Here is a 24,899-nt window from a genome sequence, read left to right as displayed (position 1 = left end):
GGAGACATTCATGGCAGGCACATCCCAACACGGCAAAGCGTTCATTCGCCCGAAGAAGAAGGCCCACCTTCTGATTATCGAGGCGCGCTTTCATGACGATCTTGCCGACGCGCTGCTCGACGGCGCGACGAGCGCGCTCGACGAAGCCGGCGCGACCTATGACGTCGTCACCGTTCCCGGTTCGCTGGAAATTCCAGCAGTGATCACTTTTGCGCTCGACGGCATGGGCGAGGGCGGCAAGGACTATGATGGTTTTGTCGCGCTCGGCACCATCATTCGTGGCGACACTTATCATTTCGACATCGTCGCCAATGAATCGAGCCGCGCGCTGATGGATCTCTCGGTGCAGGAAGCGATTGCGATCGGCAACGGCATCCTGACCACCGAGAACGACGCGCAGGCCTGGACGCGCGCCAAGCGCTCGGAGGGCGACAAGGGCGGCTTTGCCGCGCGCGCGGCGCTGACCATGATCGCGCTCAAGGAGAAGCTGGGAGCGCAATCGTGAGCGAACCCGCTTCGCCCGGCCAGCCCGCGATACGCCACGCCAACAAGCGTGGCGCCGCCCGTCTGGCCGCCGTGCAGGCGCTTTACCAGATGGACGTGGCCGGCAGCGGCGTCTTCGAGATCACCGCCGAATACGAGGCGTTCCGGCTCGGCAAGGAAGTCGACGGCGCGCTTTATCGCGAGGCCGACGCGCAGTGGTTCCGCGCCATCCTGGCCGGCGTCGTCGAGAACCAGACGACCATCGATCCGATCATACGCCAGGCGCTGACGGAAGACTGGCCGCTGTCCAGACTCGACTCGACGTTGCGCGCCATCCTGCGCGCCGGCGTCTACGAACTGATGAAGCGCGACGACGTGCCGGTGGCCGTCATCGTTTCGGAATATGTCGACATCGCCAAGGCCTTCTACGAGGAAGACGAGCCGAAGCTGACCAACGCCGTGCTCGACCGTGTGTCGCGCCGGGTGCGGGGCGAGGGGCGCGGCAAGGACGCATTGTGACCGGCACCGTCGCCGGCGCAGCAAGGGAAGCGCGCCGCACGGCGATCATCCTGGCGACGTCGCAGGCGATTATCGGTTCGGCCGCGCCGATTGCCATTTCCATGGGCGGGCTGGCCGGGCAATATCTGCTTGGCCCCGATAAGTCGCTGGCAACGGCGCCAATCACCGGCTTCAACATCGGCGTGGCGCTCGGCGCGTTGCCGGCCGCGGCCATCATCCGTTGGCTCGGCCAGCGCGGCGGTTTCATGACCGGCACCATCGTCACCGCGCTTGGCGGCGTCATCTCCACGTTGGCTCTGTTCCACGCCAGCTTCTGGCTGTTCGCTTTCGCGCTGCTGGTGATCGGCGTCGGCGGCGCCTTCGTCCAGCAGTTCCGCTTCGCCGCCGCCGATAATGCTCCGCCCGAATTCAAGGCGCGCGCCATTTCCTTCGTGCTGGCCGGCGGCGTCATCACCGCGATTCTCGGGCCGCAGATCGTCATCTTCACCCGCGAATTGCTGGCGCCGGTGATGTTTGCCGGCTCGTTCGTGGCCATTCCGGTTCTGGCGGCGGCCGGCGCCATCATCCTGTCATTCCTGCGCATCCCGGCCAAGGCTCCCGGCCACGCGGAAGTCGCGTCAAGCGACGCCCGGCCGCTGTCCGAGATCGTCACCCGGCCGCGTTTCGTCGCGGCACTGTTTTGCGCCGTCGGCAGCTATGCGCTGATGAGTTTCGTCATGACCGGCGCGCCGCTGGCCATGGTCGGCTGCGGCCTGTCGACGGACGACGCCACGCTCGGCATTTCCTGGCATGTGATGGCGATGTTTGCGCCGAGCTTCTTCACCGGATCGCTGATCCATCGCTTCGGCGCCGAACGCATCGTCGCAACCGGCCTGGTCCTGCTCATCGGCTGCGCCGCGGTGGCATTGTCCGGCCTGCATTTGTGGCAGTTCTGGACTGCGCTGATCCTGCTTGGCCTCGGCTGGAATTTTGCCTTCATCGGCGCCACCTCCATGGTCGCCGACAGCTACCATCCGTCCGAAAAGAGCAAGGTGCAGGGCTTCCACGACTTCGTCCTGTTCGGCTCCGTCGCCTTCGCCTCGCTAATGTCGGGCGCCATCTACAATGCCTGGGGCTGGGAGATGCTGAACTGGCTGGTTTTCCCGGTCGTCGCCCTCTGCTTCGTCGCCCTTGGCGCGCTCAAACTGACCGGATCGCGCAAAGCCCGCGCCTGATCCGGTTCTATCTTTGGCTTGGCACGACGTGTCAGCATGGCGGCGGCCGAAATCGCGGCGACCGCACAAAATTATTGCGTCTGTACCCATTGTTATGAAACCGTGTGCCCCGACGGGGCGTTGAAGCCATGCTCATATGCGGCCACCGCATTTCGGTCCAAAGCAAGGGGTTTTCACAATGTTTTCAGTCAATATTCTGGCCGGCGCGGCGTTGGCGCTCGGCATCACGGCCGCCTCCGCCAATGCCCAGGTGGTCGTCTCCTCGAAGATCGACACCGAGGGCGGCGTGCTCGGCAACATCATCCAGCTTGTGCTCAACGCCAACAACATCAAGACCACCGACCGCATCCAGCTCGGCGGCACGCCGGTGGTACGCAAGGCGATCACTGCCGGCGAGATCGACATCTATCCCGAATACACCGGCAATGCCGCTTTCTTCTTCGAGAAGGCCGACGATCCGGTCTGGAAGGATGCCGCCAAGGCCTATGAGACCGCCAAGAAGCTCGACTACGACGCCAACAAGATCGTCTGGCTGTCGCCGTCACCGGCCAACAACACCTGGGCGATCGCGCTGCGCAAGGAGGTTGCCGAGACCAACAAGCTGGCCACGCTCTCCGACTTCGGCAAATACGTTGCCGGCGGCGGCACGGTGGTTTTGGCGGCGTCGGCCGAGTTCGTCAATTCGGCGGCAGCCCTGCCGGCGTTCCAGACCACTTACGGCTTCACGCTGAAGCCGGAGCAGTTGATCACGCTTTCGGGCGGCGACACCGCCGCGACAATCGGTGCTGCCGCCAACCAGACCAACGGCGCCAACGCCGCCATGGTCTACGGCACCGACGGCGGCATCGCGCCGTCCGGCCTGGTCGTGCTCGCCGACGACAAGGGCGTGCAGCCGGTCTACCAGCCGGCGCCGATCATCCGCGAAGCGGTGCTGAAAGAGCATCCGGAGATCGAGACGCTGTTGAAGCCGGTGTTCGCCAAGCTCGACCTCGTCACGCTGCAGGAACTCAACGGCCGCGTCCAGGTCGGCGGCGAGCCGGTCAAGGGTGTCGCCGAGGACTTTTTGAAGAAGAACGGGTTTTTGAAGTAGTCAGCGCATAGCTGATCGTGACGCTGGTGCGAGACACCCCTCTCTGGAAGCTGCTGATCTCCCCCCTTGCGGGGGAGATGTCCGGCAGGACAGAGGGGGATGCTGTCCCGCCGACCTCACAACCGGTAGCAGGTGCGTGCCTCAACAGGGTTGCTTCCGAACAGGCCGACGCTCGAAAGCTGGCGATCCTTCACACCCCCCTCTGGCCTGCCGGCCATCTCCCCCGCAAAGGGGGAGATCGGATTTCGCGTCGGCTTTCGCCGATCACCAGCGTAGTCTGCGCAACGTGGAAAATCGCTCCTCATGAGGGGCATCCATGACCCTGCGTTTCGACAAGCTCGGCATGGTTATCGCGGCGATCGTTGCCTATGCGGCGTTTCTGGCCCCGTTCGCCACCTTCCGCGCCAATCGTATCGTCCCCGGTCAGGCGCGCTCGATGCTGGAGGCGTTGCCCGCAACGATCGGGCCGCTGCTGCTGGCAGTCGTCGTCGTGGCCGCAATTGTTGCCTTGCTGAAAACCCCGCTTGGCCTGCGCCTGGCCGCAAGCGTCGTGGCGCTCGCCGCCCTTGCCATCCTGATCGGTGTCGCCGGCACCTTCCTGATGCCGGCCGGCAACACCTTCGCCCGCATCTCGCCGGCTTCCGGGTTCTGGCTGTTGATCTTTGCCTTCACATTGTTGCTCGCCGACGTGCTGACCAGGCTCAACCTGTCGCCACCGGCCCGCGTCGGCGTGCTCGTCGTCGCGGCGCTGGCCATCGGCTTGTTGCTGATATCGGGGCAGTGGGACAGCCTGTCGATCCTCAAGGAATATGCAAACCGCGCCGATAGTTTCTGGGCCGAAGGCTCCAAGCACATCACACTGGCGCTGGGGTCGCTGGCGGCGGCGGTGATCGTCGGCCTGCCGCTCGGCATTCTATGCCATCGCGTCGAACGGTTGCGCGCCGGTGTGCTCAACGTGCTCAACATCGTCCAGACCATACCCTCGATCGCGCTGTTCGGCCTGCTGATCGCACCGCTCGGCTGGGTCGCCACCCATGTTCCGGGTGCCGCAGCGCTCGGTATCAGAGGCATCGGCACCGCGCCCGCCTTCGTTGCCTTGTTCCTCTATTCGCTGCTGCCGGTGGTGGCCAACACCGTGGTCGGGCTTGCCGGCGTACCCCGCGCGGCCAATGATGCAGCGCGCGGCATGGGCATGACCGATGGCCAGCGCCTGTTCGGCGTCGAGTTTCCGTTGGCCTTTCCGGTGATCCTCACCGGCATCCGCATCGTGCTGGTGCAGAACATCGGCCTGGCCACCATCGCAGCACTCATCGGCGGCGGCGGCTTCGGTGTGTTTGTGTTTCAGGGCGTTGGCCAGACGGCGATGGACCTGGTGCTGCTGGGCGCCGTGCCGACGGTGGCGCTGGCTTTTGCCGCGGCCATCATCCTCGACGCAGTAATCGAAATGACCGCCACCAGGCGCAGGGTTGAAACGGCATGATCGAGATCGAAGGCATTACCAAGCGCTATGACGCGACGACCGTGGTCGACGACGTGTCCATGGTCGTCCGGCCGCGTACGGTTTGCGTCATTGTCGGTACCTCCGGTTCCGGCAAGACGACGCTGCTGCGAATGATCAACCGGCTGGTCGAGCCGACCGCCGGCGTCATCAAGCTCGACGGCAACGACAACCGCACGCTGCCCGGCTACGAGCTGCGCCGCAGCATCGGCTACGCTATCCAGGGCCACGGCCTGTTCCCGCACCGCACCGTTGCGCAGAACATCGCCACCGTGCCGGTCCTGCTGGGCTGGGACAAGGACCGCATCAAGGCCCGCGTCGATGAGTTGATGACACTCTACCAGCTCGACCCCGAGGCCTATGGCCCGCGCTACCCGCACGAACTGTCCGGCGGGCAACAGCAGCGTGTCGGCGTCGCCCGCGCGCTCGCCGCCGAGCCCAATGTGCTTCTGATGGACGAACCGTTCGGGGCACTCGACCCGATCATCCGCACCAAGGCGCAGGAGGACCTGCTGGCAATCCAGAAGCGCTTCGGCACCACCATCATCCTCGTTACCCACGACATGGAGGAGGCCGTCCACATGGGCGACAAGATCGCCGTCATGGATGCCGGAAAGCTGGTGCAATACGCCAAGCCGGAAGAGATCCTGGCGCGGCCGGCGAACGCCTTCGTCGAAACCCTGGTCGGCGCCAGCGAAAAGCCGTTCCGGCTCTTGTCGCTCGGCCGCGTGCGCGACGCCGTGGAAAAGGGGACTGCCGAAGGCGAGGCGATCCCAGGCGACGCCAGCCAGCGCGACGCGCTGGCCGAGCTTCTGTGGTCGGGCCGGCCGGCGCTGCCGGTCAAGGGCGAAGACGGCAAGCTGCTCGGCCGCGTCACCGTCGACGGGCTGGTGAAGCGCGCGGCGAGGCCGGCATGAAAGGGGCCGGTCTAAAAGCCTGGCTGCCTTCGCTGCTCAGGCTTGCCCTGGTGGTGCTTCTCATAGCCTTCGTCACCAATCCCGGCTGGTTCGAGCCGCTGTTGAAGCCGCTGACCGAAAACAATGCGCCGGCGATCTACAATCAGGGCAGCCTGCTGACGCTGACCCTGCTGCATCTCAGGACCGTGCTGATCGCTACCGTCGCCGCGACCATCGTTGCCGTGGCGCTTGCCATCCTGGTGACCAGGCGGGCGGGCGCCGAATTCCTGCCGCTGTCGCGCAGTCTGGTCAATATCGGCCAGACCTTTCCGCCGGTGGCGGTGCTGGCGCTGGCGGTGCCCGCCGTCGGTTTCGGCGAGAAGCCGACGCTGATTGCGCTGTTTCTCTACGGCCTGCTGCCGATCTTCGAGAACGCGCTGACCGGCCTCACAACGCTGCCCGGCAACATCATGGAGGCCGCGCGCGGCGCCGGCATGACGGGCTGGCAAAGACTGGTCAAGGTCGAATTGCCGCTGAGCGCGCCGATCATTCTGGGCGGAATAAGGCTGTCGGTGGTGATCAGCCTGGCCACGGCGACGATCGGCTCGACGGTTGCCGCCAAGACGCTGGGCGAGGTGATCATCGCCGGCCTGCTGTCCAACAATCTCGCCTTCGTCCTGCAAGGCGGCCTGATCGTCGCTGCCCTTGCGGTGCTGATCTATGACGGCCTTTCGGCGGTCGAACGCTACACGGCGCGCAAGATGGGGCAGGAGACTGGCGACTGACCTTCGCTGGACTGCGGGCAAGCAGTGACTGACGCAGCGTCATTTCAACCGATCTAATAGCAAGGCATCGGCCACGGGAATGTTCTGGCCTAAACTTTTGGCTGAAAGCGGGGCAAAAACCGAACAATATCTTGACGTTCCGAGCCCTGTTTCGCATACACCGCTGCGAAGGACGGATTCCGCCTAGGCTTTATCCGCTCCCCGCACCAACGGCCCAGGGAGGGGTTCTTTTGGGCCATCAATCGAGGAAAATTCGGCAATGACCATCATTTCTGCCGTCATCGCCTGCGGCTTGCTTTCAATCCTTTACGCCATCTGGGCGACACGATCGGTTCTTGCAGCCGATCAGGGCAACGCACGCATGCAGGAAATCTCCGCCGCCATCCGCGAAGGCGCGCAAGCCTATCTGGCGCGCCAGTACACCACCATCGCCATCGTCGGCGTGGTCGTGCTTGTGCTCGCCTGGTGGCTGCTCTCGATCACCGCCGCGGTCGGCTTCCTGATCGGCGCCGTGCTCTCTGGCGCCGCCGGTTTCATCGGCATGCACGTCTCGGTGCGCGCCAATGTGCGCACCGCGCAGGCGGCGTCCAACAGCCTCGCCGCCGGTCTCGACATCGCCTTCAAGTCGGGCGCCATCACCGGTATGCTGGTGGCTGGCCTCGCGCTGCTCGGCGTGTCGATTTACTACTATATTCTGACCGGCCCGATGGGCCTGCAGCCCAATGACCGCATCGTCATCGATGCGCTGGTTTCGCTCGGCTTCGGCGCTTCGCTGATCTCGATCTTCGCCCGTCTGGGCGGCGGCATCTTCACCAAGGGCGCCGACGTCGGCGGCGATCTCGTGGGCAAGGTCGAAGCCGGTATTCCCGAAGACGATCCGCGCAACCCGGCCACCATCGCCGATAATGTCGGCGATAATGTCGGTGATTGCGCCGGCATGGCCGCCGACCTCTTCGAGACCTATGCGGTGACCGTCGTTGCCACCATGGTGCTGGCTGCCATCTTCTTCGGCGGAACCGCCGCTCTGGGTGCGGCGATGCTCTATCCGCTCGCCATCTGCGGCGCCTGTATCCTGACCTCGATCGTCGGCACCTTCTTCGTCAAGCTCGGTTCCAACGGCTCGATCATGGGCGCCCTCTACAAAGGCCTGATCGTCACCGGCCTGCTGTCGATCGTCGGTCTCGGTGTCGCTACCTCGGCAACCGTCGGCTGGGGCGAGGTCGGCACCGTCGCCGGCATGACCATCATCGGCAAGAACCTGTTCATCTGCGGCCTGATCGGTCTCGTTGTGACCGGTCTTATCGTGGTGATCACCGAATACTATACCGGCACCAACAAGCGCCCGGTGAACTCCATCGCCCAGGCCTCGGTGACCGGTCACGGCACCAACGTCATCCAGGGACTTGCGGTGTCGCTCGAATCGACCGCACTGCCGGCAATCGTCATCGTCGGCGGCATCATCTCGACCTACCAGCTCGCCGGCCTGTTCGGCACGGCGATCGCGGTCACCACCATGCTCGGCCTTGCCGGCATGATCGTCGCCCTCGACGCCTTCGGCCCGGTCACCGACAATGCCGGCGGCATTGCCGAAATGGCCGGCCTGCCCAAGGAAGTGCGCCACTCCACCGACGCGCTCGACGCGGTCGGCAACACCACCAAGGCGGTGACCAAGGGCTATGCCATCGGTTCGGCCGGTCTTGGCGCGCTGGTGCTGTTTGCGGCCTATTCGAACGATTTGAAGTTCTTTGCCGCCAATGGCGACAAATATCCATACTTCCAGGGCATGGGCGATGTCTCCTTCGACCTCTCCAATCCCTATGTTGTCGCCGGCCTGATCTTTGGCGGCCTGATCCCGTACCTGTTCGGCGGCATCGCCATGACGGCGGTCGGCCGCGCGGCGGGCGCCATCGTCGAGGAGGTGCGCAAGCAGTTCCGCGAGGACCCGGGCATCATGGCCGGCACCTCCAAGCCGAACTATGCCCGCGCCGTCGACCTTCTGACCAAGGCGGCGATCCGCGAAATGATCATCCCCTCGCTGCTGCCGGTGCTGGCGCCGCTCGTCGTCTATTTCGGCGTGCAGCTGATCTCGGGCTCCAAGGCGTCCGCCTTTGCGGCACTCGGCGCCTCGTTGCTCGGCGTCATCGTCAACGGCCTGTTCGTCGCCATCTCGATGACTTCGGGCGGCGGCGCCTGGGACAATGCCAAGAAGTCGTTCGAGGACGGTTTTGTCGACAAGGACGGCGTCAAGCACCTCAAGGGCTCCGAAGCGCACAAGGCTTCGGTCACCGGCGACACGGTTGGCGATCCCTACAAGGACACCGCCGGCCCGGCGGTCAACCCGGCAATCAAGATCACCAACATCGTGGCGCTTCTGCTGCTGGCCGTGCTCGCGCACGGCTAAGGCAACGCCACTGCTTCAGGAACAAACCCGCGGGAGCGATCCCGCGGGTTTTTGTTTGAGATTTACGCTGGTGGCAGTCAACCCTCATCCGGCTCGGTGCCGGCATCGCCGCGCTTGCTGTAGCGATCGAGCAATTCGCTCACGCCAGGTTCGCGCTCAGGCATCGGCGCCAGGCCACGCAGGCGCCGCAGCTTGGCAAGGAAGGCGCCTCGCTTATACTTGCGGCGGAAGGCGCGGGCGCGGGGATGGATGCCAAGAGCCGCCATCAGCCTGCGCCTGAGATAACTCGATGCCGCCAGGCGAATGGGTTCGCCCGCGCAGCCAAGGATTTTCACGCGCAAGGCGTCCGGCGTCTGCATGGCGTCCAGAAGATCCTTCTGTTCCTGCGCATTGTCGCCGAGATAGGAACCCTTGCGTATGCCGGAATGCAGCTTGATCACCGTGAGGTGCGGCATCGTCGCGATCACCGCGCCCTTTCGCCATGCCCGAAACAGCCAGTCCTGCGAGCTTTCGCAAAAGCACTGGCTGGCGGGTCGCCAAGGTCCGAGCAGGCTGAACGAAGCGCGGCGAAACATGTGTGCTGAGCCAAATCCTTCCGTCGTGACGGGGTCGTAAAAACCATCCTTGCCGATCCCGAAGATCGAATTGACAGGATTGCCGGCCGCCGACGGCGGCTGGATGACGGCACCGCGCGCCAGCACCACGTCGGCGCCCGAGGCGTCGATCCAGCCGGTCATCGCCGCCAAATGGTCGGGAAACCACAGATCGTCGTGGTTGAGCAAGGCGACGAAGCGGCCACGCGCCCTGGCAAAGCCGATATTGTTGGGACCGGACTGTTCGCCGAAATTGACAGGAAGATCGATGTAGACGATGCGGGCATCGTCAAATTCAGCGACAACGGCCGCCGTATCCGGCCTGCAATCGTCGCCGATGACCAAGGCTTCCCAGCCTTGCAACGTCTGGCGCATGACGCTGGTCAATGCCTGCCGCAGTGCTGCCGGCCGGTTGTGCGTCGCGACCACGATCGAAACCAGCGGTTCGCCGCCGGCCTGATCGCGCTGCGCCGATGCTTCCACGCTACACCAGTCTGTAGGGAATGTGGTCGGTGTCTGGCGGCAGGCGCCAATGGTCGGGCTGATCGTAGGCATAGGCCTTGTCGACGAGGTTGAGCAGCACCGCCGTCTCCGCTCCGAGCGAAACAACACCGTGCCATATTCCGGGTGGAATGATGACGACCGCCGGGCGCAACGGGCCGATAATCTTGTGCCAGACGGCGCCGAAGGTCGGCGAGGCCTTGCGTCCGTCAAACAGCGAAATGCGAACGCTGCCGACGCAGCAGAACAGCCGGTCGGTGGTCACCGCGTGTGCATGCCAGCCAGTCACCGCGCCGGCATACAAGGTGCGTTGGAAGACCTGGCCGACCGGCTCCGAATCGAGCTCCCACTCCTCGCGAAAGATCTCGGTCAGATAGCCGGTGGAGGTTGCGACCGGCCTGATCTCCTTGACCCTCACGCCATCGATCGCCACCGGCTCGATGGGTATCCAGTCAGGCGTGACCACCTGGCCGTCAGCCGTTCCGGTCGCCATCCAGCCTGTCGGTTTTGTCCGGGTTTTTTCCGGCACGGATGCTCCTCCCAATTCAGCGTGATGCGCCATTGGCCAGCACGGTCTGATACGAATTTGACCGGTCGCTGGCAAGCACGCGTCAAGGTTTGCTGATAGGTTTCGATCTCACGGCACTTGATGTTTCCGACGCAATCGGAGGGCCGCATTGCCCAAAACATCGTTCCATCCTACCCAAGCCCGGACCGTTCGCCTGCTTTAATACCCCGGTCATTGGCCAGGACATTGCGATCGACGCGGTGTCGGGCTCGCCTCTGCGGCGATTTTGGCCAGGGAAACGACATTCGGGCAGGGAAAAGACATGGACATTTTCTTGATGGCGGCTTCGCTTGCGCTGGCTGGAATTATTGCCGGCATCTACGTCTCGGGCGTAATCCACGATTTTCGCATCGATGATCTTACCGCCGGCCAGTACATGGCCATGCATCAGATGCGCGACCGGACGTTTACCCGGGTGATGCCGTTCGTCAGGCTGACGACGCTGGTGCTGATCGCGGCGATGGCGATGTTTGCGGTCGATGCCGGCCTGCCGCGCATCCTGACCATCGTTGCCGCGGCGCTGGTGGTGATCGACATTGGCTTCACCGTCAGCCGTCAGGTGCCGCTCAACAAACAGGTGCAGAGCTGGACGCCGGTGACCATCCCCGATGATTGGGCGCAGACCCGCGACAACTGGGCGGCCAACCACAATTTGCGCCTTGTGCGTGGACTGGCCGAATACGCCTGCCTGTTTGCCGCGGTCATCCTGACGCTCAGCCGATGATTCAGTTTTTGCGGAACGCCACCCCATGGGTCGGCACTTCTGCCGGCCGCCGCCGTTGAAAACAGGAGTATTGCCATGCTGCACCACGCTTCATTCAACGCCCGCGATCCGCAGGCCGTCGCCAGCGTCCTTGCCGAAATGCTTGTCGCCACTGCGGTTCGTGCGCCGTCGCCGCCATTTCCTGAGGGAGCATGGTTCGTCTGCCTCGGCGACGATTTCGGCTCGCTGATCGAAATCCTGCCGTGCGGCACGGTTCTGGATCAGCAAGCGCCGCTCGGCATCGGCTTCGATCCGAATATGCGCCTGCGCTCCGGCTCGCATGTGCTGCTCAGCACGCCCAATTCGACCGAAACCATCCAGGGCATTGCCGCCCGCATGGGCTGGCATAACGAGCTGATCGATGCGCGCCTGTTCAAGGTGCTCAAGGTCTGGGTCGAGGACGAAACCCTCGTCGAATTCCTGACGCCCGAGATCGCACCGCTGTACCGCGCGACATTCGGCTGGGGTGGCATGGCGACACTCGACGCCAAGCTGCGCGAGTTGGAGAGCCAGATGGCGGCAGCGCTTGCCGCCAAGGCCGCGAACCAGTCGGGCCGCAAGGATGAGCAACCGGCCGGTGCAATGAGTCCTTGAGCACCGGGGGGCGCCTTCTGCTGACCTCCCGAGGAGAGCTCCTAGACGGCCGCCGAGGTCAACCGTCGCCGGTGTTGTCGCCGGCTTCCGCCTTCAGCCAGTTGATGAACGATCTGGCAGGCTCCCAGGCGGAGATGGACGGGTGGACGACGACGTAGTGGTTCCAGTTCGTCGGTATGTCCGTCGTCAGGAGGCGGACGAGCCTGCCGGTGCGCAAATCGCTCTCGACCAGCGACTTCCTCGCGATGGCGACGCCCAGACCGCTCGCCGCCGCTTCGACCGCCAACAAGGTGCCATTCAGATTCATGCCGTCGCCAACCGTATCCAGCGGCAGATTGTTTCTCTCGAACCAGTGGCGCCAATTGGCGCCACTCTCGTCATTTTCGGCCGTCGTGTCGAGGATGCGGAACAGTCGCAGCACATCGTGCTGGTCTCTGACCGGGCCGTTGGCGGCGAGATAGTCGGGACTGACGACAGGAAAGATCGCATCTGCCATCAGCCATTCGGTCTCGACGGCCGGATAGTGTCCGCCGCCGAAACGCAATGCGATGTCGACTGTTCGCTGCGAAAGGTCGACGACTGCAAGATCCGCATTGATGTCGATCTCTGTTTCGGGATGCTTTTTGCGAAACCTGTGCAGACGCGGGGCCAGCCAGCGCACGGCATGCGAAGGAATGGCGGTGACCCTCAGCCTCGTGCGCTCGTTGCGCGCGACACTCGCGATCGTGCTCTGGATTTCCAGCAGTGCGCGTCGCACGCCCGCGGACAATCTTTCGCCTTCAAGCGTTAGTTCGACGCGGCGGACATGGCGGGTGAACAGAAGCACGCCGAGATCGGCTTCGAGATCGGCGATGCGGTGGCTGAGCGCGCTTGGGGTAACATTCAGCTCATCGCCGGCGCGCTTGAAGCTGCCCAGCCGGGCAATGACCTCGAAAGCACGAATGGATTCCAGTTGTGGAAGCCGTCTTGTCATTTGCCGTTACCCGATCCCGCCCATGGGTTCCTTAGCATGAATGAACAAAGCTCATCCATAGCTTCGTAAATAGTCTTTTGTCCAAGTGCGCAAATCATTGTAGCCATCCACTGCCCCCCGATTGCCGCCGTCGGATGAGAGGCCGTTCATGGAACGAGCCTCGACTTACGAACGACAGTGAAATGAAGACAATCGCTTGGGAGTACCCCATGACTATTCGACCCCCCGAGTTTGCGCATGCGCGCTTTTCGACCGCCATGTGGCCGCGAGCGGAATGGCGAAACGTCTATTGCGACCTGTTGCGCCGGATGGTGACCGACATGGATTTTAACGTCACGGAGGAAAAGCTCTCCGTCGACGCGACCATCCTGCGGCTGCCGGGCGTCGGCATTGCCGATTCGAGGACCACCGCCTTCCGCACCATCCGTTCCCGCGCCGTGGCCAAGGGGACCGATGATTACATTTTCTTCATGTGTCTGGAGGGCGCTGCCACCTTCTCGCATCTCGGCCGCGAGGCCAGCATCGAGGCCGGCCAGGCAATCCTTCTGTCCTCCTCTGATCCGCATGTGATCGAGCGGGCGATGTCGCATCATCTCTTCATCACCATCCCCAAGGCAGCGTTCGGGCCCATGGCTGCGAATGCGGATGCCGCCCTGATGACGCCGATGTCATGCGTGGGCGAAAAGTTCTTGCTGCTGACCAGCTATGTCCGTCTGCTGATGCAGGAGCCGAACCTGGCCGCGTCCGAATTGCGCTGGCTTGCCGCCAAGCACATACAGGACCTTGTCGCGGTCGTGGTCGGGGCAACGCAGGACGCCACCGAGATCGCCGCAGGCCGCGGCATACGCGCCGCGCGGCTGCGCGCCATCAAAGCCGATATCGAAAGCAATCTGGCTTCCGGCGATGTCGGGTCCGACGCGCTGGCCGGGCGCCACCGCGTCAGCGCGCGCTATATCAGAAAGCTGTTCGAGGGTGAGGGTACCTCGCTGTCGCAGTTCGTGCTTGGCCGGCGGCTGGCGCTGGTTTGCAGCAAGCTATCCGACCTGCGCCTGGCACACCGCACCATCGGCGCCATCGCCTTCGACGCCGGCTTCGGCGATCTCTCGACCTTCAACCACGCCTTCCGCCGGCATTTCGGCATGACGCCTTCGGAAGCGCGGCAGAGTGCGGCTGTGCACCGCGCCTCGCTGGAGCCCGGCGGCCGAACAGGCCACGCGCGGCAAAGCGCGACGGGTGTTGCGGCCGCATGACCTCAAAACAAAAGCCCGCAGGATCGCTCCCGCGGGCTTTTGGTCGCCTGAGAAGGTGTCGCTTCGGGGGAAGCAAAAATCTGAGGAAGGCGGTCGCTTCTTAGGCGCCGCCGCCCGGAATGGGGGGCGCCAGTTTGCTGGCGCCTTTGATGATCTGGCTGAGGAAGTTCTGGTCCTTGCCGCCGGTCGGCGTGGTGCGCGAGATGAAGTCGAAAATCTTGCCGTCCTTCAGACCGTAATTGGCAATCTGGGTGACGCGCCCGTCCTCGCCAAAATAGACCGCGAGCACTTTCTGGTCGACCAGGCGCGGCTTGTCGAAAGCGACATAGCGCTTGCGCGTCTGCGAAATGTAATAGAACGCCTCATTGTCGAAGGTGGCTTTCGTCGATGGCGTGCCGAGCGCCAGAAGCACCTGTTCGCGGCTGGAGCCCACCGGCACCGAATCGACCGCCTGCTGGTCGATAACATAGCCCTGCGTCAGCGTCTCGCTAGGGTTAAGGTCGCCGAACATCTTGGACGAATTGCAGCCCGACAGCGCGGAAGCCACCAGCACCAGCGAAACCGCGGCGGTGGCCCCAGGCAGAAAAGTCGACTTGAATTTCAGCGCGCGCAACAACAACTCCATTAGCTGGCCGCAACTTGCGCTGGGCGGCAAAACCGGTAAACCAGCTTGCTTGCCGATGCAACAAGGCCCATTCAAACAATCGGTCCCCAGGAGACCACCCTCAATGTTCCAGCGCCTTTTTGGCCGCGAACGCAACGCCAACCGCGCTATCACCGAGGCGCTTTACGCACAAATCGTGGCGGCGGCGCGGCAGACCGTGTTTTATTCCCACTGGAATGTGCCGGATACGCCGCTCGGCCGTTTCGAGATGCTGTCGCTGCATATGTTCCTGTTTCAGCACCGGCTCCGCGGCGAAGAGGGCGTCGCGCATGAGGTCGCGCAGGTGCTGATCGACGAGTTCTTTCTCGATGTCGAGCATTCGCTGCGGGAACTGGGCGTTGGCGATGTCGGCGTGCCCAAGCGCATGAAGAGGCTGGCCAAAATGTTCTACGGCCGTACCGCCGCCTATGACGACGCGCTGGAACGCAGCGACCGCGACGCGCTTGCTGCCGCCCTGGCGCGCAATGTCAGACCCGATGCCGGCGCCTGGCCGCAAGCCTTGCCGCTGGCGTCCTATGTAATCGATGCCGCAAGGCAGCTTGAAGCACAGCCGTCCGAATCGATCGTTTCCGGTGCCGTGGCGTTTCCCGTCGCGAAAGCGGAGTGAGGAGGGGAGACCAAGATGAAACATGTGGACACGCCTAGCCCGGTCTCATTTGCGGCCAATGTCGGCCGCCTGCCGCACAAAGGTTTGCAGGTGGTGATCGACGCCGACGCCGCGCAGCGCGCAATGCTTGCGCGCGAGCACGAGCTGCTTTCGGTCGAAAACTACCGTGCTGAGCTTTTGGTGGCGCCGTGGAAGCGCAATGGCGTCAAGGTCAGCGGCCGCGTCGAGGCTGATATCACCCAGGCCTGCATCGTCACCCTTGAGCCGGTCGCGGCCCATATCGACGAGGAGGTCGAGGCGCTGTTCTTGCCCGAACAATCCAAACTCGGACGGCAAGATTTCGAAGGCGGCGGCGAGATCCTGCTCGACGCCGACGGGCCAGACGGCCCGGAAACATTCTCCGGCGACACGATCGACGTCGGCGCGCTCGCCGAACAGTTCTTCGGGCTGGCGATCGATCCTTATCCGCGCAAGGCAGGCGCCTCGCTCGATGCCGCCGGCCCGAACGAGTCCGTCGAGAATGAATTCCAGCAAAAGCTGCGATCCTTGCTTGGAAAATCCTAAAACACAAAGCGATCGGAGAAAAGCCGGTTGTGCGGCAGCCCAAAACCGCTATTTTCGCCGAACCTTCGCGAGCCCCTGAATTTCGCGAGTTTCGTATTTCTTTCGCGGGCCATGTGCCCTGGCCCAAGCTAGTGAGATAAAGACCGCGTGATCAGGATTTCCATCGATGCCATGGGTGGCGATCACGGGCCAAACGTGGTCATCCCGGCACTCATGACGGTCGCCGTCAGGCGTCCCGACATCCGCTTCGTCATATATGGGCGCGAGGAATTGGTGCGCCCCGAACTCGCCAAATTCCCCAAACTGGCCGAGGTCAGCGAGTTCCACCATTGTGAAGTCGCGGTCAGGATGGACGACAAGCCGAGCCAGGCGCTGCGCCACGGCCGCTGGAAGTCGTCGATGTGGAAGGCTGTCGAAGCAGTCAAGAGTGGCAGCGCGCAGGCCTGCATTTCGGCCGGCAATACCGGCGCGCTGATGGCGATGTCGAAATTCTGCCTGCGCACGATGGCGACCATCGACCGTCCGGCGATCGCGGCGATCTGGCCCACGATGCGCGGCGAGAGCGTGGTGCTGGATGTCGGCGCCACCATCGGCGCCGATGCGCACCAGCTGATCGACTTTGCCATTCTCGGCACCGGCATGGCGCGCTCGGTGTTCGGCATCGACCGGCCGAAAGTCGGCCTGCTCAATGTCGGCGTCGAGGAGATCAAGGGACAGGAAGAGGTCAAGGAAGCCGGGCGCATGCTGCGCGAGGCCAACATGGCCTCGATGAATTATCATGGCTTCGTCGAGGGTGACGACATCGGCAAGGGCACGGTCGACGTGGTCGTCACCGAGGGCTTCGCCGGCAACATCGCGCTCAAGACGGCAGAAGGCACTGTGCGCCAGATCTCAGGCTATCTGCGCGCCGCGATGAACCGCACGCTGATGGCCAGGATCGGCTATGTCTTCGCCAAGGGCGCTTTTGACCGCCTGCGCGAAAAGCTCGATCCGGGCCGCTCCAATGGCGGCGTTTTCCTGGGTCTGAACGGCATCGTGGTAAAGAGCCATGGCGGCGCCGATTCGGACGGTTTCGCGGCAGCGATCGAGCTTGGCTACGATATGGTGCGCAACAATCTGATCGACCGCATCGAGGCCGATCTCGACCTGTTCCATGCGCGAAACCCGCATGCCCAGGCAAGCAGGAAATCCGACGCCACCGTCGACGAAAAGGAATAGGAAAGAGCTTTGATCAGATCAGTCGTGCGCGGCACCGGTGCTGCGCTGCCCCGCCGCATCATGAAGAATGCCGATTTCGAAGGCATGGTCGAGACCTCGGACGAGTGGATCGCCCAGCGCACCGGCATCCGCCAGCGCCATATCGCCGCCGATGACGAGACGACGGCATCCCTGGGCGAGGCGGCGGCGCGCGCAGCGCTCGACAATGCTGGTCTTACGCCTGCCGACATCGACCTGATCGTGCTGGCGACCTCGACGCCCAACAACACCTTTCCGGCGACCGCCGTCGAGATCCAGAACCGGCTCGGCATGCATCACGGCTTTGCCTTCGACCTGCAGGCGGTGTGCTCGGGCTTCGTCTATGCGGTGACCACCGCCGACCTCTACATCAGAGGCGGCCTCGCCAAGCGCGTGCTGGTGATCGGCGCGGAGACCTTTTCGCGCATCCTCGACTGGAGCGACCGCTCGACCTGCGTCTTGTTCGGCGACGGCGCCGGCGCGCTGGTGCTGGAAGCGGATGAGGGCACCGGCGGCATTGCCGACCGTGGCGTGCTGGCGATGAGCCTGCGCTCCGACGGCGCCCACAAGGACAAGCTTTTCGTCGATGGCGGTCCCTCGACCACCGGCACGGTCGGCCATCTCAGGATGGAAGGCCGCGAGGTGTTCAAGCACGCCGTCGGCATGATCACCGACGTTATCGAGGCGACGTTTTCGCAGGCCGGCATAACCGCCGACGACCTCGACTGGTTCGTGCCGCATCAGGCCAATAAACGCATTATTGACGCTTCGGCCAAGAAGCTCGGGATTGCTGAGCAAAAGGTGGTGGTCACCGTCGATTTGCACGGTAACACCTCGGCTGCTTCCGTGCCGCTGGCGCTTTCGGTGGCTGTCGCCGACGGTCGCATCAAGAAGGGTGATCTCGTGCTCCTGGAAGCGATGGGCGGCGGCTTCACCTGGGGCGCGGTTCTCGTTCGCTGGTAAGTGCCGAACGGTCCGGTTTCGGTCCTTGACCTTGCCGGATCAATTACTTAGGCTCTGCCTTTACCTGTATCGATTTATGTTTTTTGAACTGATGGGACGGTCGCATGGGGGGAAAGACACTTACGCGCGCCGACCTTGCCGAAGCTGTTTACCGTAAGGTCGGCTTGTCACGCACTGAATCGGCAGAACTCGTCGAAGCCGTGCTGGACGAAATCTGTGAAGCCATCGTACGCGGCGAGACGGTGAAGCTGTCGTCCTTCGCCACCTTCCACGTCCGTTCCAAGAACGAACGCATCGGCCGCAATCCCAAGACCGGCGAGGAAGTGCCGATCCTGCCGCGCCGGGTGATGACCTTCAAGTCGTCGAACGTGCTGAAAAGCCGTATCCTGCGCTCGCACCAGAACAGCAAGGCCAAGGGCGGCAAATAGGTTCTGCCGCAGGCTTCGGTTGAAAACGCCGGGCCGTTTTGACGCCGGGCTTGAATATTGTTTCATAAACCGCTGAAATGATACCCGATTCGGCAGACTGGGCCGGATCGCCGTCCAGCGTGAGGATTTCGCCCATGGACAAGAGCCCCGACGCTTTCCGCACCATCAGCGAGGTCGCGGAGGATCTCGATCTGCCGCAGCACGTGCTGCGCTTCTGGGAAACCCGTTTCAACCAGATCAAGCCGATGAAGCGCGGCGGCGGCCGCCGCTACTACCGGCCGCAGGATGTCGAACTGATCAAGGGCATCCGCCACATGCTCTACGACCAGGGTTACACGATCAAGGGCGTGCAGAAACTGCTGCGCGAGAACGGCAACCATTTCCTGGTCGCCATCGGCAATGGCGACATGGCTGCCGTCGAAGCGATCTCGCAGCGCAGGCAGGCCGATCAGGTGCCGCTGACGCCAGCCGCCCAGCCGCGCGGCATGGATGACGAGATGCTGGTCGGCCAGCCCAAGGTAAAACCCAGCCGCCGCTTTTTCGGCCTGGGCAAGACCGAGGAGGAAGGTCCGGTCCAGCCTGGCGCATCGAAACTGTCGCGCGACAACCGGGCCTTGCTGCAGGAGGCGCTGTTTGACCTCCTGGAGTGCAAGCGCCTGCTCGACCAGGTGCGCTAACCTTTCCGCTGCCCTCGGGCAAGCAGACCGGAACCGGTTCTGCGGCCATGCGTTTGGCCTTCTCTCAAAAGAAGGAAAAACAATCATGGTATCGCTTTCGACCCTCTCCGATCTCGATCTCGAAAAGCAGGTCGCGACCCTTTCCAAAGAGCTCGCCGCGTTGCGCAAAGTCGTGGCCAAACGCGGCGGTGCTTACTACGAGGACGGGCGCGATGCCGCTTCGGACTATTATGGGCAGCTTGCCGACCTTGTCAGCGATGCGCTGCCGGCGATCAGGAAGCAGGGCAGGGCGATCGAAAAGACGGCGCGCGATCGTCCGGCAACAGCCGCTGCTGTTGGGTTGGTCGTGGTCGGCCTTCTCGCCAGCCTGTTGCTCAGCCGGCGCTAAAACAATTCACGAAAACAAAAAGAAAATGGCGGCCGTCCCGCGGACGACCGCCATTTCCCTGATCTGCGGCCGATTACTTGGCGAGCTTGATCTTGGCCTGCGGCGAAACCTGCGCGGTCTGGCTGCACTTGCCATAGACAGTGCCATTCTTGTCCGTGGCGTCGGTATAGGTGCCTTTGCACTCGATCGAGAGCACCAGGCAATGACCGGAGCCCTTGCAAACCGCGCCGCCGTCGCCCGTGGGATGCGTGCCGTTGGCGAAAGCCGAGGTCGGAACGGAAGCCGAACCGAAGGCCGAGACCATGAGGGCCGCGGCGAGCGTGAAGCGCTTGAAGTTGGTCATTTGAGCATTTCCTTCTCTGGATCGAGGATCGCCACCATGGCGTCCTTCTGTGTTGGGATCGCCTTCTCGGCGTCCATGCCGGTTAGTGCGGCCTCCAAAGCAAAGGTTCATGCGTGGTTCGAATTTTCTTCGCGTTTTTTCGCGACGTCGATTTTTAGCCTTCGCCAACGGACGGCGCTTGGCGGGGCCGGCATCGATTATGCATTTTCGCGTGAAGGCCGCTGACGTAGCGGCGCGGCATCCCATGCGAAGGTCACACCGTGGCGTGCCCAAATGGCCGGCCAAGACCGAGTCCGCGCCCGGCTCTTGTCAGGTGGCGGCAGCAGTCATTGCCGCCACTTGGCACCGCGCTTTCTGCCACTCCCGGCTGCGACTATAACGCCAGTCCAAAGGTACCGGCGGAGGAGACGGGCGTGGTCGCAAATTACATCGACGAGTTCATCATGTTCTGCGCTGGGCTGTGGATGACAGGCGTTGGTTTTGGGCTGCTCCAAAGTCCTTTTCAGGCCCAGAAAGGTCAGCAGCCATGGTGGCTGCAGGTCGCGAAGCATTTCAAATGGATGGGACCGCTTTTGATTTTGATCGCAATAGTGCTCGCGTTCGCGGCGCCGTCCTAGCGGGTTCCGGCAGCATTGAGGGACCCGTGGTGTCCTGCAGCTGGCAACCGCTGTGTTGTCGGCCTTGCGCCTGATACGTTCGTTGGGGTGCGCTGTGGTTGCTCGCGTTCTGGCGCATCGGCGCCATCGAATCCTGCCTTCAGCTTTTCCACGTGTCGCCTGGCAAAAACCAACGGGAAGGCGGCCTTGGCGAGGACTCCAGGGCCAGCCTTCCCGTTGGGCAAGTCGGCCGTGTCAGGCCTTCTTGGCCTCCACCTTCTTGTGGTGGTAGTGGTGGTGGTGGTGGTGATGGTGATGGCGGTGATGCTTGTTGTGATGATGATGATGGTGGTGATGCTTCTTGTGCAGCGGTGCTGCGTCGGCGCTGCTGGCGCCGATGAGCGGCAGAGAGACAGCCAGGGCAAAAGCCAGCCCGAGAGCCGACAGGAGGGACTTCTTCATGACTTCGTTTCCTTTTCTGCGCGGGCTGAATTTGGCCGTCACCGAGCAAGATCGGTGCCGGTGAACCCCGCAGTCATGACTATCGCCTCCGAACTTTTCGACAGTTTTTCCGGACTGTAGAATTTTGTTTCTGGATTGTGTCTGGCGGCTTCGTCGGCAACTTACATCGGCGGAATGACGCCGTTGGTGCCGACAACGACCCGGCTCGCGGTCAGCTTGCCGTCGCTGCCGCGCTCGGCGTTGACGAACACCACAGCGCCAGGCTTGAGGTCGGCGGGCGTCGCCGGCGCGAAGGTCACCACCGGCGTCGTCTGCGGGATCGCGATCTGCTTTTTCTGGCCATTGTCGTAGGTCAGCATCACCGTGCGACCTGCAATCTCGGTGACATCGGCGACCGTGCCGTTGGTCATCCGGCTGTTGGGCTCGAGATCCCACGGGCGGTCGCCTTCGCCGGCGCCCTTCAGCGCGGCCGGGAAGATCACCACCTCAAGCGCGCCGCTGCCGCCATCGGCCTTCGAAACAGAGGCAATGCCGAGGAAATCGCCTTGCTTGATATCCCCGGCATCCGCCTTGGCGACGCCGGAAATCTTCCACCCTTCAGCCAGCGCGATGGCGTCGGTAGCGCCTTCGCGGGTCTTCACCGTCAGCGTCGCTCCGGCAAAGGCGGTCACCGTGCCGCGAATGCGCACGGCCTCGGCGGCTTGCGCCGCGACCATGCTCGCGCCGGCGAGGCCTGAAATCGTGGCGAGCACGATGGCTGATGTCTTGAATGTCATGGATCTGATCCTCTTGGGAAAAGCTGGCCCGATGCGACTGCCAGCAACATCAGGCTAACGCGCGAGCGGCGCAAAACCGCTGAACACTTCGGCGTGCGGCCCTTCAAAAGAACTTGATTGGGAGATCGGGGGGAGATCCTATATGTGCCCTGGCGCCTGCGGTTTTGACGCCGGTTCACGATGCTGTGACGGTCGGTTTGGGCCTTGGCAAATCGCCGTCAAGCGGGCATTGTCCCGGCTCTCAGGCAACACCCTATCATTTGATCCAAAACTCTTTAGCCCCATGGAGTTGCCAATGCCCCAAACTGCAAAACACGAACCCTTCTCCAGGCTGGCGGCCGATGTTGCGGCCGATGTAGCGCTTGAGCACCCCGGCCTCAAAGCCATCCGGGAGACAAAGGGATACAGTATTGAAGAGCTTTCCCTGACCTGCGGTCTGTCGACCAGCGAGATTGCCGACATAGAGAGCGGCAAGGACACCGATCCGACGAAACTTCGCCGGATCGCCGCAGCATTGCAATTGCCGGAAACGGCCCTGATCGATGCCCCGGCGCCCACGGCGCCTGTGGAAAACCGGTCCGTTTCATAACAACGGCCAAGCGTCGTTCAACAAGCCCGCCATGGTTTGCCCTGGCGGGCTTGTTGCATTCGCCCAACGGCGAATGTCACTTCTTGCTCGGATCGTCCGCCGGGTTGACGTAGGTGATCGCGAACGGCCCCTCGCCATGAACCTGGACGATCGTAGCGCTTGTCGTCCAGGCGTAATGGTTCATTCCCTGTGGGGCTACGCCGAAGCCGCCGGCGGTCAGTTCGATGCCCTTGGTCTCGTCGAGCTTGTCGCCCATGCCGATATGAAAATTGCCGGAAATCACCGTCACATATTCCGAGGTGGGATGGTTGTGCGCGGCAATCCCGTAGCCGGCCGGCAGCTTCAACCGCAGCACGTAGATGCCATCCTTCGAGGGGTCCCCGGCGATGACAGCCATGTCCGCGCCGGCGGGCAAGACAGCAGGAGCAGGGCCCCATTTGATGGCGTCCGCGTTTATCGGCATGTCGTCGGCAAGCAGCGGCGCCGTCCCGATAAGCAGCAGCGCCAGAGCCGAGGCGAGCTTGAGCATGATGATCTCTCCGGTTGATCGTGGGAGCACAGCATCAGCGCCGGCCCTGATCCATTGCGACCTACCAAGGCAGCAGCCCGAACACATCTCCCGCACGGGGGATGCGCCTTGCGTTGCTGACATGCGGCGCGACCCGCCTGGCCTGGTACCGCTGCAGTCGTCGAGGGGCGGGGAGGTTGCCGCCGACCGAGCGTGAAGCTATCCAGTGTGAACGCTAACCGTTTTCGAATGGGACAATGCCGAGATGAGCCTTGAGACCGTGCGCGCCTTCCTGGCTGCCCATGCGCCCGATGTCGAAGTGCTCGTCACCGAAGCGAGTTCCGCGACGGTGGCGCTGGCGGCTGAGGCGCATGGCGTGGAGCCGGCGCAGATCGCCAAGACCATCTGCCTGCGCGTCGGCGGTGAGACCATGCTGATCGTGGCCGGCGGCATGTCGAGGCTCGACAACCGCAAATTCAAGGACCGTTTCGGCGGCAAGCCGCGCATGCTTGACGCCGACGAGGTTGTCGCGATTACCAGCCATCCCGTCGGCGGCGTCTGCCCATTCGGCCTGCCGGCGCCGCTGCCGGTCTATTGCGACGTCTCGCTCCGCGCCTTCGATGAAGTCGTGCCCGCGGCCGGCGCCACCAACGCCGCTGTAAGGCTCAGCCCGCAGCGCATGGCACATATTGTCGGCGCCGAATGGGTCGACGTCTGCCAAGGATGAATGTTGGTGATTTGAGAAGCAGGACCTTTGGGGGCAAGTCCTGTCTAAAAATGGTCGGAGTGGCCGGATTCGAACCGACGACCCCTTGACCCCCAGTCAAGTGCGCTACCGGGCTGCGCTACACTCCGGACCGCGCAAAGCCATATATTTTCAAGGGTTATGGTGCAAGCGCTAAAACGGCGCGTTGGACCGGAAAAGTCGCGAGGCATCCGGCCTTGTCGCCGCAACGCCAAGGCGATATGGCTCGCCTAGTCTCGATAAGAAAGATTGCGCGTGGCCAATTCCTGTTTTTTTCTGGCGGCCGACGCCAACTATTTTCCGTATGCATGCTTGGCGGCGCGCAGAATTCTGGATGTTTCGGGAGACGCAACGCCAGGCTTCATCCTGCATGTCGGCGCACGTGATGCCGATATGCGTGTTGCTGAACGCCTGCTCAAGAACCGTCTTCGCATAATGGACGTATCGGCGTTGTTTGCGCAGGCCGGTCATACTTTTCGGCCAAGCAATGTCGGCACTTTTGTTCGGCTTTTCGCCGACCAGCTGCCTCAGTTCGCGGACTATGACCGCATCGCCCATGTCGATTGTGATGTCCTCTTCAATCGGGATATAGGTGACCTGGTGGGCCAGACACTTCATGCCCCATTGTTGGCCGCCCATGACGATTATATGTACTTCCGCCCAGGCTACCGGCACAAATTGTCGATGCAGCCGGGAGCGCCTTATTTCAACGCCGGCATCATCGTCTTCAACATGCCGCCGGTGCGTCAACAGGGACTTTTGCACCGCGCCAGAGATGTTGCCGTTGCCGGGCAGATGAACGATCAGAACGCGCTGAACATCGCCTTCGAGGGCAAGTGGCAGACGATGCACCCGGCCTGGAATTTGATGTCCAACGATACGAAGGAATTCCGCTTCGCCCAAGCCTATGCGCGGCATTTCGCCGGCGGCAAGCCCTGGGGAAGCCAGGTCGACGTGGAACTCGAGGCGCTTGCCGTCTGGCGCGATCTGGCAAGGGATACGCCTTGGCTTGAGCCCTTCCGGCAGCGTATCCCCTTCGAGCGGGGCGTCATGAGGCGGTTCGCCCGCAGGTTCGACGGCATGATGGGGATGTTGCCGAACAAGGATCGGTATCGGCGGCGAGCACGGTATGACGGCAGCAAGGTCCACAAGATATATGCCGAGCATGCTGATGCCGGTGCGATGGCTGTGCAGTTTCCAGAAAGGCTCGGCCGATTCGACTGAG

The 24,899-nt window shown here is 63.0% G+C and carries 31 protein-coding genes and 1 tRNA gene; 23 read left to right on the top strand and 9 right to left on the bottom strand.

The genetic code is table 11. The annotated features are described in order from the left end of the window. Window positions 1-10: 10 nt before the first annotated feature. The 8 genes from ribH to X730_RS154440 all read left to right on the top strand — a co-directional run bounded on the left by ribH (window position 11) and on the right by X730_RS154440 (window position 8,886). The gene (ribH, locus tag X730_RS154405) at window positions 11-505 is read left to right on the top strand and encodes a 6,7-dimethyl-8-ribityllumazine synthase (protein ID WP_023693260.1); all 495 of its coding nucleotides are present in this window, start codon (window positions 11-13) and stop codon (window positions 503-505) included. Continuing rightward, window positions 502-1,002 (top strand): transcription antitermination factor NusB, encoded by a 501-nt coding sequence (gene nusB / locus X730_RS154410; protein WP_023682390.1) that lies wholly within the window; start codon window positions 502-504, stop codon window positions 1,000-1,002. Before ribH ends, nusB begins: the two co-directional genes overlap by 4 nt. Continuing rightward, entirely contained in the window at window positions 999-2,216 is a 1,218-nt protein-coding gene (locus X730_RS154415; protein WP_023753652.1) for an MFS transporter, read from the top strand. The genes nusB and X730_RS154415 overlap by 4 nt, the downstream gene beginning before the upstream one ends. Window positions 2,217-2,394: 178 nt before the next feature. Beyond that, window positions 2,395-3,306, top strand: a complete 912-nt coding sequence (locus X730_RS154420; RefSeq protein WP_023753651.1) for an ABC transporter substrate-binding protein — start codon at window positions 2,395-2,397, stop codon at window positions 3,304-3,306. A gap of 316 nt (window positions 3,307-3,622) precedes the next feature. Beyond that, window positions 3,623-4,786, top strand: a complete 1,164-nt coding sequence (locus tag X730_RS154425; protein WP_023826074.1) for an ABC transporter permease — start codon at window positions 3,623-3,625, stop codon at window positions 4,784-4,786. Beyond that, entirely contained in the window at window positions 4,783-5,721 is a 939-nt protein-coding gene (locus X730_RS154430; RefSeq protein WP_023826073.1) for an ABC transporter ATP-binding protein, read from the top strand. The genes X730_RS154425 and X730_RS154430 overlap by 4 nt, the downstream gene beginning before the upstream one ends. Beyond that, window positions 5,718-6,485 carry an ABC transporter permease gene (locus X730_RS154435; RefSeq protein WP_031196783.1) on the top strand — a complete coding sequence of 256 codons (768 nt, stop codon included), beginning with the start codon at window positions 5,718-5,720 and terminating at the stop codon, window positions 6,483-6,485. Before X730_RS154430 ends, X730_RS154435 begins: the two co-directional genes overlap by 4 nt. Window positions 6,486-6,744: 259 nt before the next feature. After that, window positions 6,745-8,886, top strand: a complete 2,142-nt coding sequence (locus tag X730_RS154440; RefSeq protein WP_023689501.1) for a sodium-translocating pyrophosphatase — start codon at window positions 6,745-6,747, stop codon at window positions 8,884-8,886. 77 nt (window positions 8,887-8,963) lie between these two features. Here the strand turns inward: X730_RS154440 and X730_RS154445 are convergent, their stop codons facing one another. After that, window positions 8,964-9,962 carry a glycosyltransferase family 2 protein gene (locus X730_RS154445; protein ID WP_023826071.1) on the bottom strand — a complete coding sequence of 333 codons (999 nt, stop codon included), beginning with the start codon at window positions 9,960-9,962 and terminating at the stop codon, window positions 8,964-8,966. Window position 9,963: 1 nt separating this feature from the next. After that, window positions 9,964-10,509 carry a dTDP-4-dehydrorhamnose 3,5-epimerase family protein gene (locus X730_RS154450; RefSeq protein ID WP_245259899.1) on the bottom strand — a complete coding sequence of 182 codons (546 nt, stop codon included), beginning with the start codon at window positions 10,507-10,509 and terminating at the stop codon, window positions 9,964-9,966. A 301-nt stretch (window positions 10,510-10,810) separates the two neighbouring features. On the opposite strand from X730_RS154450, the gene X730_RS154455 reads away from it, so the two are divergent. Together X730_RS154455 and X730_RS154460 are read left to right on the top strand one after the other, a co-directional pair. Beyond that, window positions 10,811-11,272 carry a DUF1772 domain-containing protein gene (locus X730_RS154455; RefSeq protein ID WP_023826070.1) on the top strand — a complete coding sequence of 154 codons (462 nt, stop codon included), beginning with the start codon at window positions 10,811-10,813 and terminating at the stop codon, window positions 11,270-11,272. Window positions 11,273-11,347: 75 nt separating this feature from the next. Further along, a complete protein-coding gene (locus tag X730_RS154460) occupies window positions 11,348-11,905 on the top strand; it encodes a hypothetical protein (RefSeq protein WP_023715398.1) in 558 nt (185 codons plus the stop codon). Window positions 11,906-11,963: 58 nt separating this feature from the next. Here the strand turns inward: X730_RS154460 and X730_RS154465 are convergent, their stop codons facing one another. Further along, window positions 11,964-12,878, bottom strand: coding sequence for a LysR substrate-binding domain-containing protein (locus X730_RS154465; RefSeq protein WP_023730859.1), 915 nt, complete (start codon window positions 12,876-12,878; stop codon window positions 11,964-11,966). A gap of 209 nt (window positions 12,879-13,087) precedes the next feature. Between X730_RS154465 and X730_RS1000000165270 the strand changes: the two genes are divergently transcribed. After that, window positions 13,088-14,128: a helix-turn-helix domain-containing protein gene (locus X730_RS1000000165270; protein ID WP_196814814.1), complete on the top strand. Its 1,041-nt coding sequence runs from the start codon at window positions 13,088-13,090 to the stop codon at window positions 14,126-14,128. 100 nt (window positions 14,129-14,228) lie between these two features. Here the strand turns inward: X730_RS1000000165270 and X730_RS154470 are convergent, their stop codons facing one another. Then, window positions 14,229-14,741 (bottom strand): outer membrane protein assembly factor BamE, encoded by a 513-nt coding sequence (locus X730_RS154470; RefSeq protein ID WP_023669368.1) that lies wholly within the window; start codon window positions 14,739-14,741, stop codon window positions 14,229-14,231. A 115-nt stretch (window positions 14,742-14,856) separates the two neighbouring features. On the opposite strand from X730_RS154470, the gene X730_RS154475 reads away from it, so the two are divergent. From X730_RS154475 to X730_RS154505, 7 genes are all read left to right on the top strand, one after another. Further along, on the top strand, window positions 14,857-15,399 hold the full coding sequence (locus tag X730_RS154475; protein ID WP_023669369.1) for a ubiquinol-cytochrome C chaperone family protein: 543 nt from the start codon (window positions 14,857-14,859) through the stop codon (window positions 15,397-15,399). A 15-nt stretch (window positions 15,400-15,414) separates the two neighbouring features. Further along, window positions 15,415-15,963, top strand: a complete 549-nt coding sequence (locus X730_RS154480; RefSeq protein ID WP_023826068.1) for a DUF177 domain-containing protein — start codon at window positions 15,415-15,417, stop codon at window positions 15,961-15,963. Window positions 15,964-16,110: 147 nt separating this feature from the next. Continuing rightward, on the top strand, window positions 16,111-17,181 hold the full coding sequence (plsX, locus tag X730_RS154485; RefSeq protein ID WP_023700539.1) for a phosphate acyltransferase PlsX: 1,071 nt from the start codon (window positions 16,111-16,113) through the stop codon (window positions 17,179-17,181). A 9-nt stretch (window positions 17,182-17,190) separates the two neighbouring features. Beyond that, the gene (locus X730_RS154490) at window positions 17,191-18,162 is read left to right on the top strand and encodes a beta-ketoacyl-ACP synthase III (protein ID WP_023689495.1); all 972 of its coding nucleotides are present in this window, start codon (window positions 17,191-17,193) and stop codon (window positions 18,160-18,162) included. Between the two features lie 104 nt (window positions 18,163-18,266). After that, the gene (locus X730_RS154495) at window positions 18,267-18,590 is read left to right on the top strand and encodes an integration host factor subunit alpha (protein WP_006201891.1); all 324 of its coding nucleotides are present in this window, start codon (window positions 18,267-18,269) and stop codon (window positions 18,588-18,590) included. A gap of 134 nt (window positions 18,591-18,724) precedes the next feature. After that, window positions 18,725-19,267 carry a MerR family transcriptional regulator gene (locus tag X730_RS154500; protein ID WP_023669374.1) on the top strand — a complete coding sequence of 181 codons (543 nt, stop codon included), beginning with the start codon at window positions 18,725-18,727 and terminating at the stop codon, window positions 19,265-19,267. An 85-nt stretch (window positions 19,268-19,352) separates the two neighbouring features. Then, window positions 19,353-19,655, top strand: a complete 303-nt coding sequence (locus X730_RS154505) for a hypothetical protein (RefSeq protein WP_023669375.1) — start codon at window positions 19,353-19,355, stop codon at window positions 19,653-19,655. A gap of 73 nt (window positions 19,656-19,728) precedes the next feature. On the opposite strand, the gene X730_RS154510 is transcribed toward X730_RS154505, so the two are convergent. Further along, on the bottom strand, window positions 19,729-19,998 hold the full coding sequence (locus X730_RS154510) for a hypothetical protein (protein WP_023823264.1): 270 nt from the start codon (window positions 19,996-19,998) through the stop codon (window positions 19,729-19,731). On the opposite strand from X730_RS154510, the gene X730_RS1000000167475 reads away from it, so the two are divergent. After that, on the top strand, window positions 19,999-20,223 hold the full coding sequence (locus tag X730_RS1000000167475) for a hypothetical protein (RefSeq protein WP_155922431.1): 225 nt from the start codon (window positions 19,999-20,001) through the stop codon (window positions 20,221-20,223). 188 nt (window positions 20,224-20,411) lie between these two features. Continuing rightward, entirely contained in the window at window positions 20,412-20,615 is a 204-nt protein-coding gene (locus X730_RS154515) for a hypothetical protein (protein ID WP_023669377.1), read from the top strand. Window positions 20,616-20,849: 234 nt separating this feature from the next. On the opposite strand, the gene X730_RS1000000166055 is transcribed toward X730_RS154515, so the two are convergent. Together X730_RS1000000166055 and X730_RS154525 are read right to left on the bottom strand one after the other, a co-directional pair. Continuing rightward, window positions 20,850-21,056 (bottom strand): hypothetical protein, encoded by a 207-nt coding sequence (locus X730_RS1000000166055; protein ID WP_081731547.1) that lies wholly within the window; start codon window positions 21,054-21,056, stop codon window positions 20,850-20,852. A gap of 161 nt (window positions 21,057-21,217) precedes the next feature. Further along, window positions 21,218-21,832 (bottom strand): hypothetical protein, encoded by a 615-nt coding sequence (locus tag X730_RS154525; RefSeq protein WP_023826067.1) that lies wholly within the window; start codon window positions 21,830-21,832, stop codon window positions 21,218-21,220. Between the two features lie 295 nt (window positions 21,833-22,127). Between X730_RS154525 and X730_RS154530 the strand changes: the two genes are divergently transcribed. Next, complete coding sequence (locus X730_RS154530) at window positions 22,128-22,421, top strand: helix-turn-helix transcriptional regulator (protein ID WP_023682373.1); 294 nt, start codon at window positions 22,128-22,130, stop codon at window positions 22,419-22,421. A gap of 76 nt (window positions 22,422-22,497) precedes the next feature. Here X730_RS154530 and X730_RS154535 read toward each other — a convergent pair whose 3' ends face one another. Then, window positions 22,498-22,950 (bottom strand): cupin domain-containing protein, encoded by a 453-nt coding sequence (locus X730_RS154535; RefSeq protein WP_023826066.1) that lies wholly within the window; start codon window positions 22,948-22,950, stop codon window positions 22,498-22,500. A 244-nt stretch (window positions 22,951-23,194) separates the two neighbouring features. Between X730_RS154535 and X730_RS154540 the strand changes: the two genes are divergently transcribed. Next, the gene (locus X730_RS154540) at window positions 23,195-23,656 is read left to right on the top strand and encodes a YbaK/EbsC family protein (RefSeq protein ID WP_023826065.1); all 462 of its coding nucleotides are present in this window, start codon (window positions 23,195-23,197) and stop codon (window positions 23,654-23,656) included. 51 nt (window positions 23,657-23,707) lie between these two features. On the opposite strand, the gene X730_RS154545 is transcribed toward X730_RS154540, so the two are convergent. Beyond that, window positions 23,708-23,784: transfer RNA gene (locus X730_RS154545), tRNA-Pro, on the bottom strand. Window positions 23,785-23,929: 145 nt separating this feature from the next. Here X730_RS154545 and X730_RS1000000166050 point away from each other — a divergent pair. Next, window positions 23,930-24,898, top strand: a complete 969-nt coding sequence (locus tag X730_RS1000000166050) for a glycosyltransferase (protein ID WP_196814813.1) — start codon at window positions 23,930-23,932, stop codon at window positions 24,896-24,898. Window position 24,899 lies beyond the last annotated feature (1 nt).

Origin of the sequence: Mesorhizobium sp. L103C131B0 (genome assembly GCF_000502275.1) — a bacterium.
Taxonomy (GTDB): domain Bacteria; phylum Pseudomonadota; class Alphaproteobacteria; order Rhizobiales; family Rhizobiaceae; genus Mesorhizobium.
This window is presented reverse-complemented; position numbering and strand designations above follow the sequence as displayed.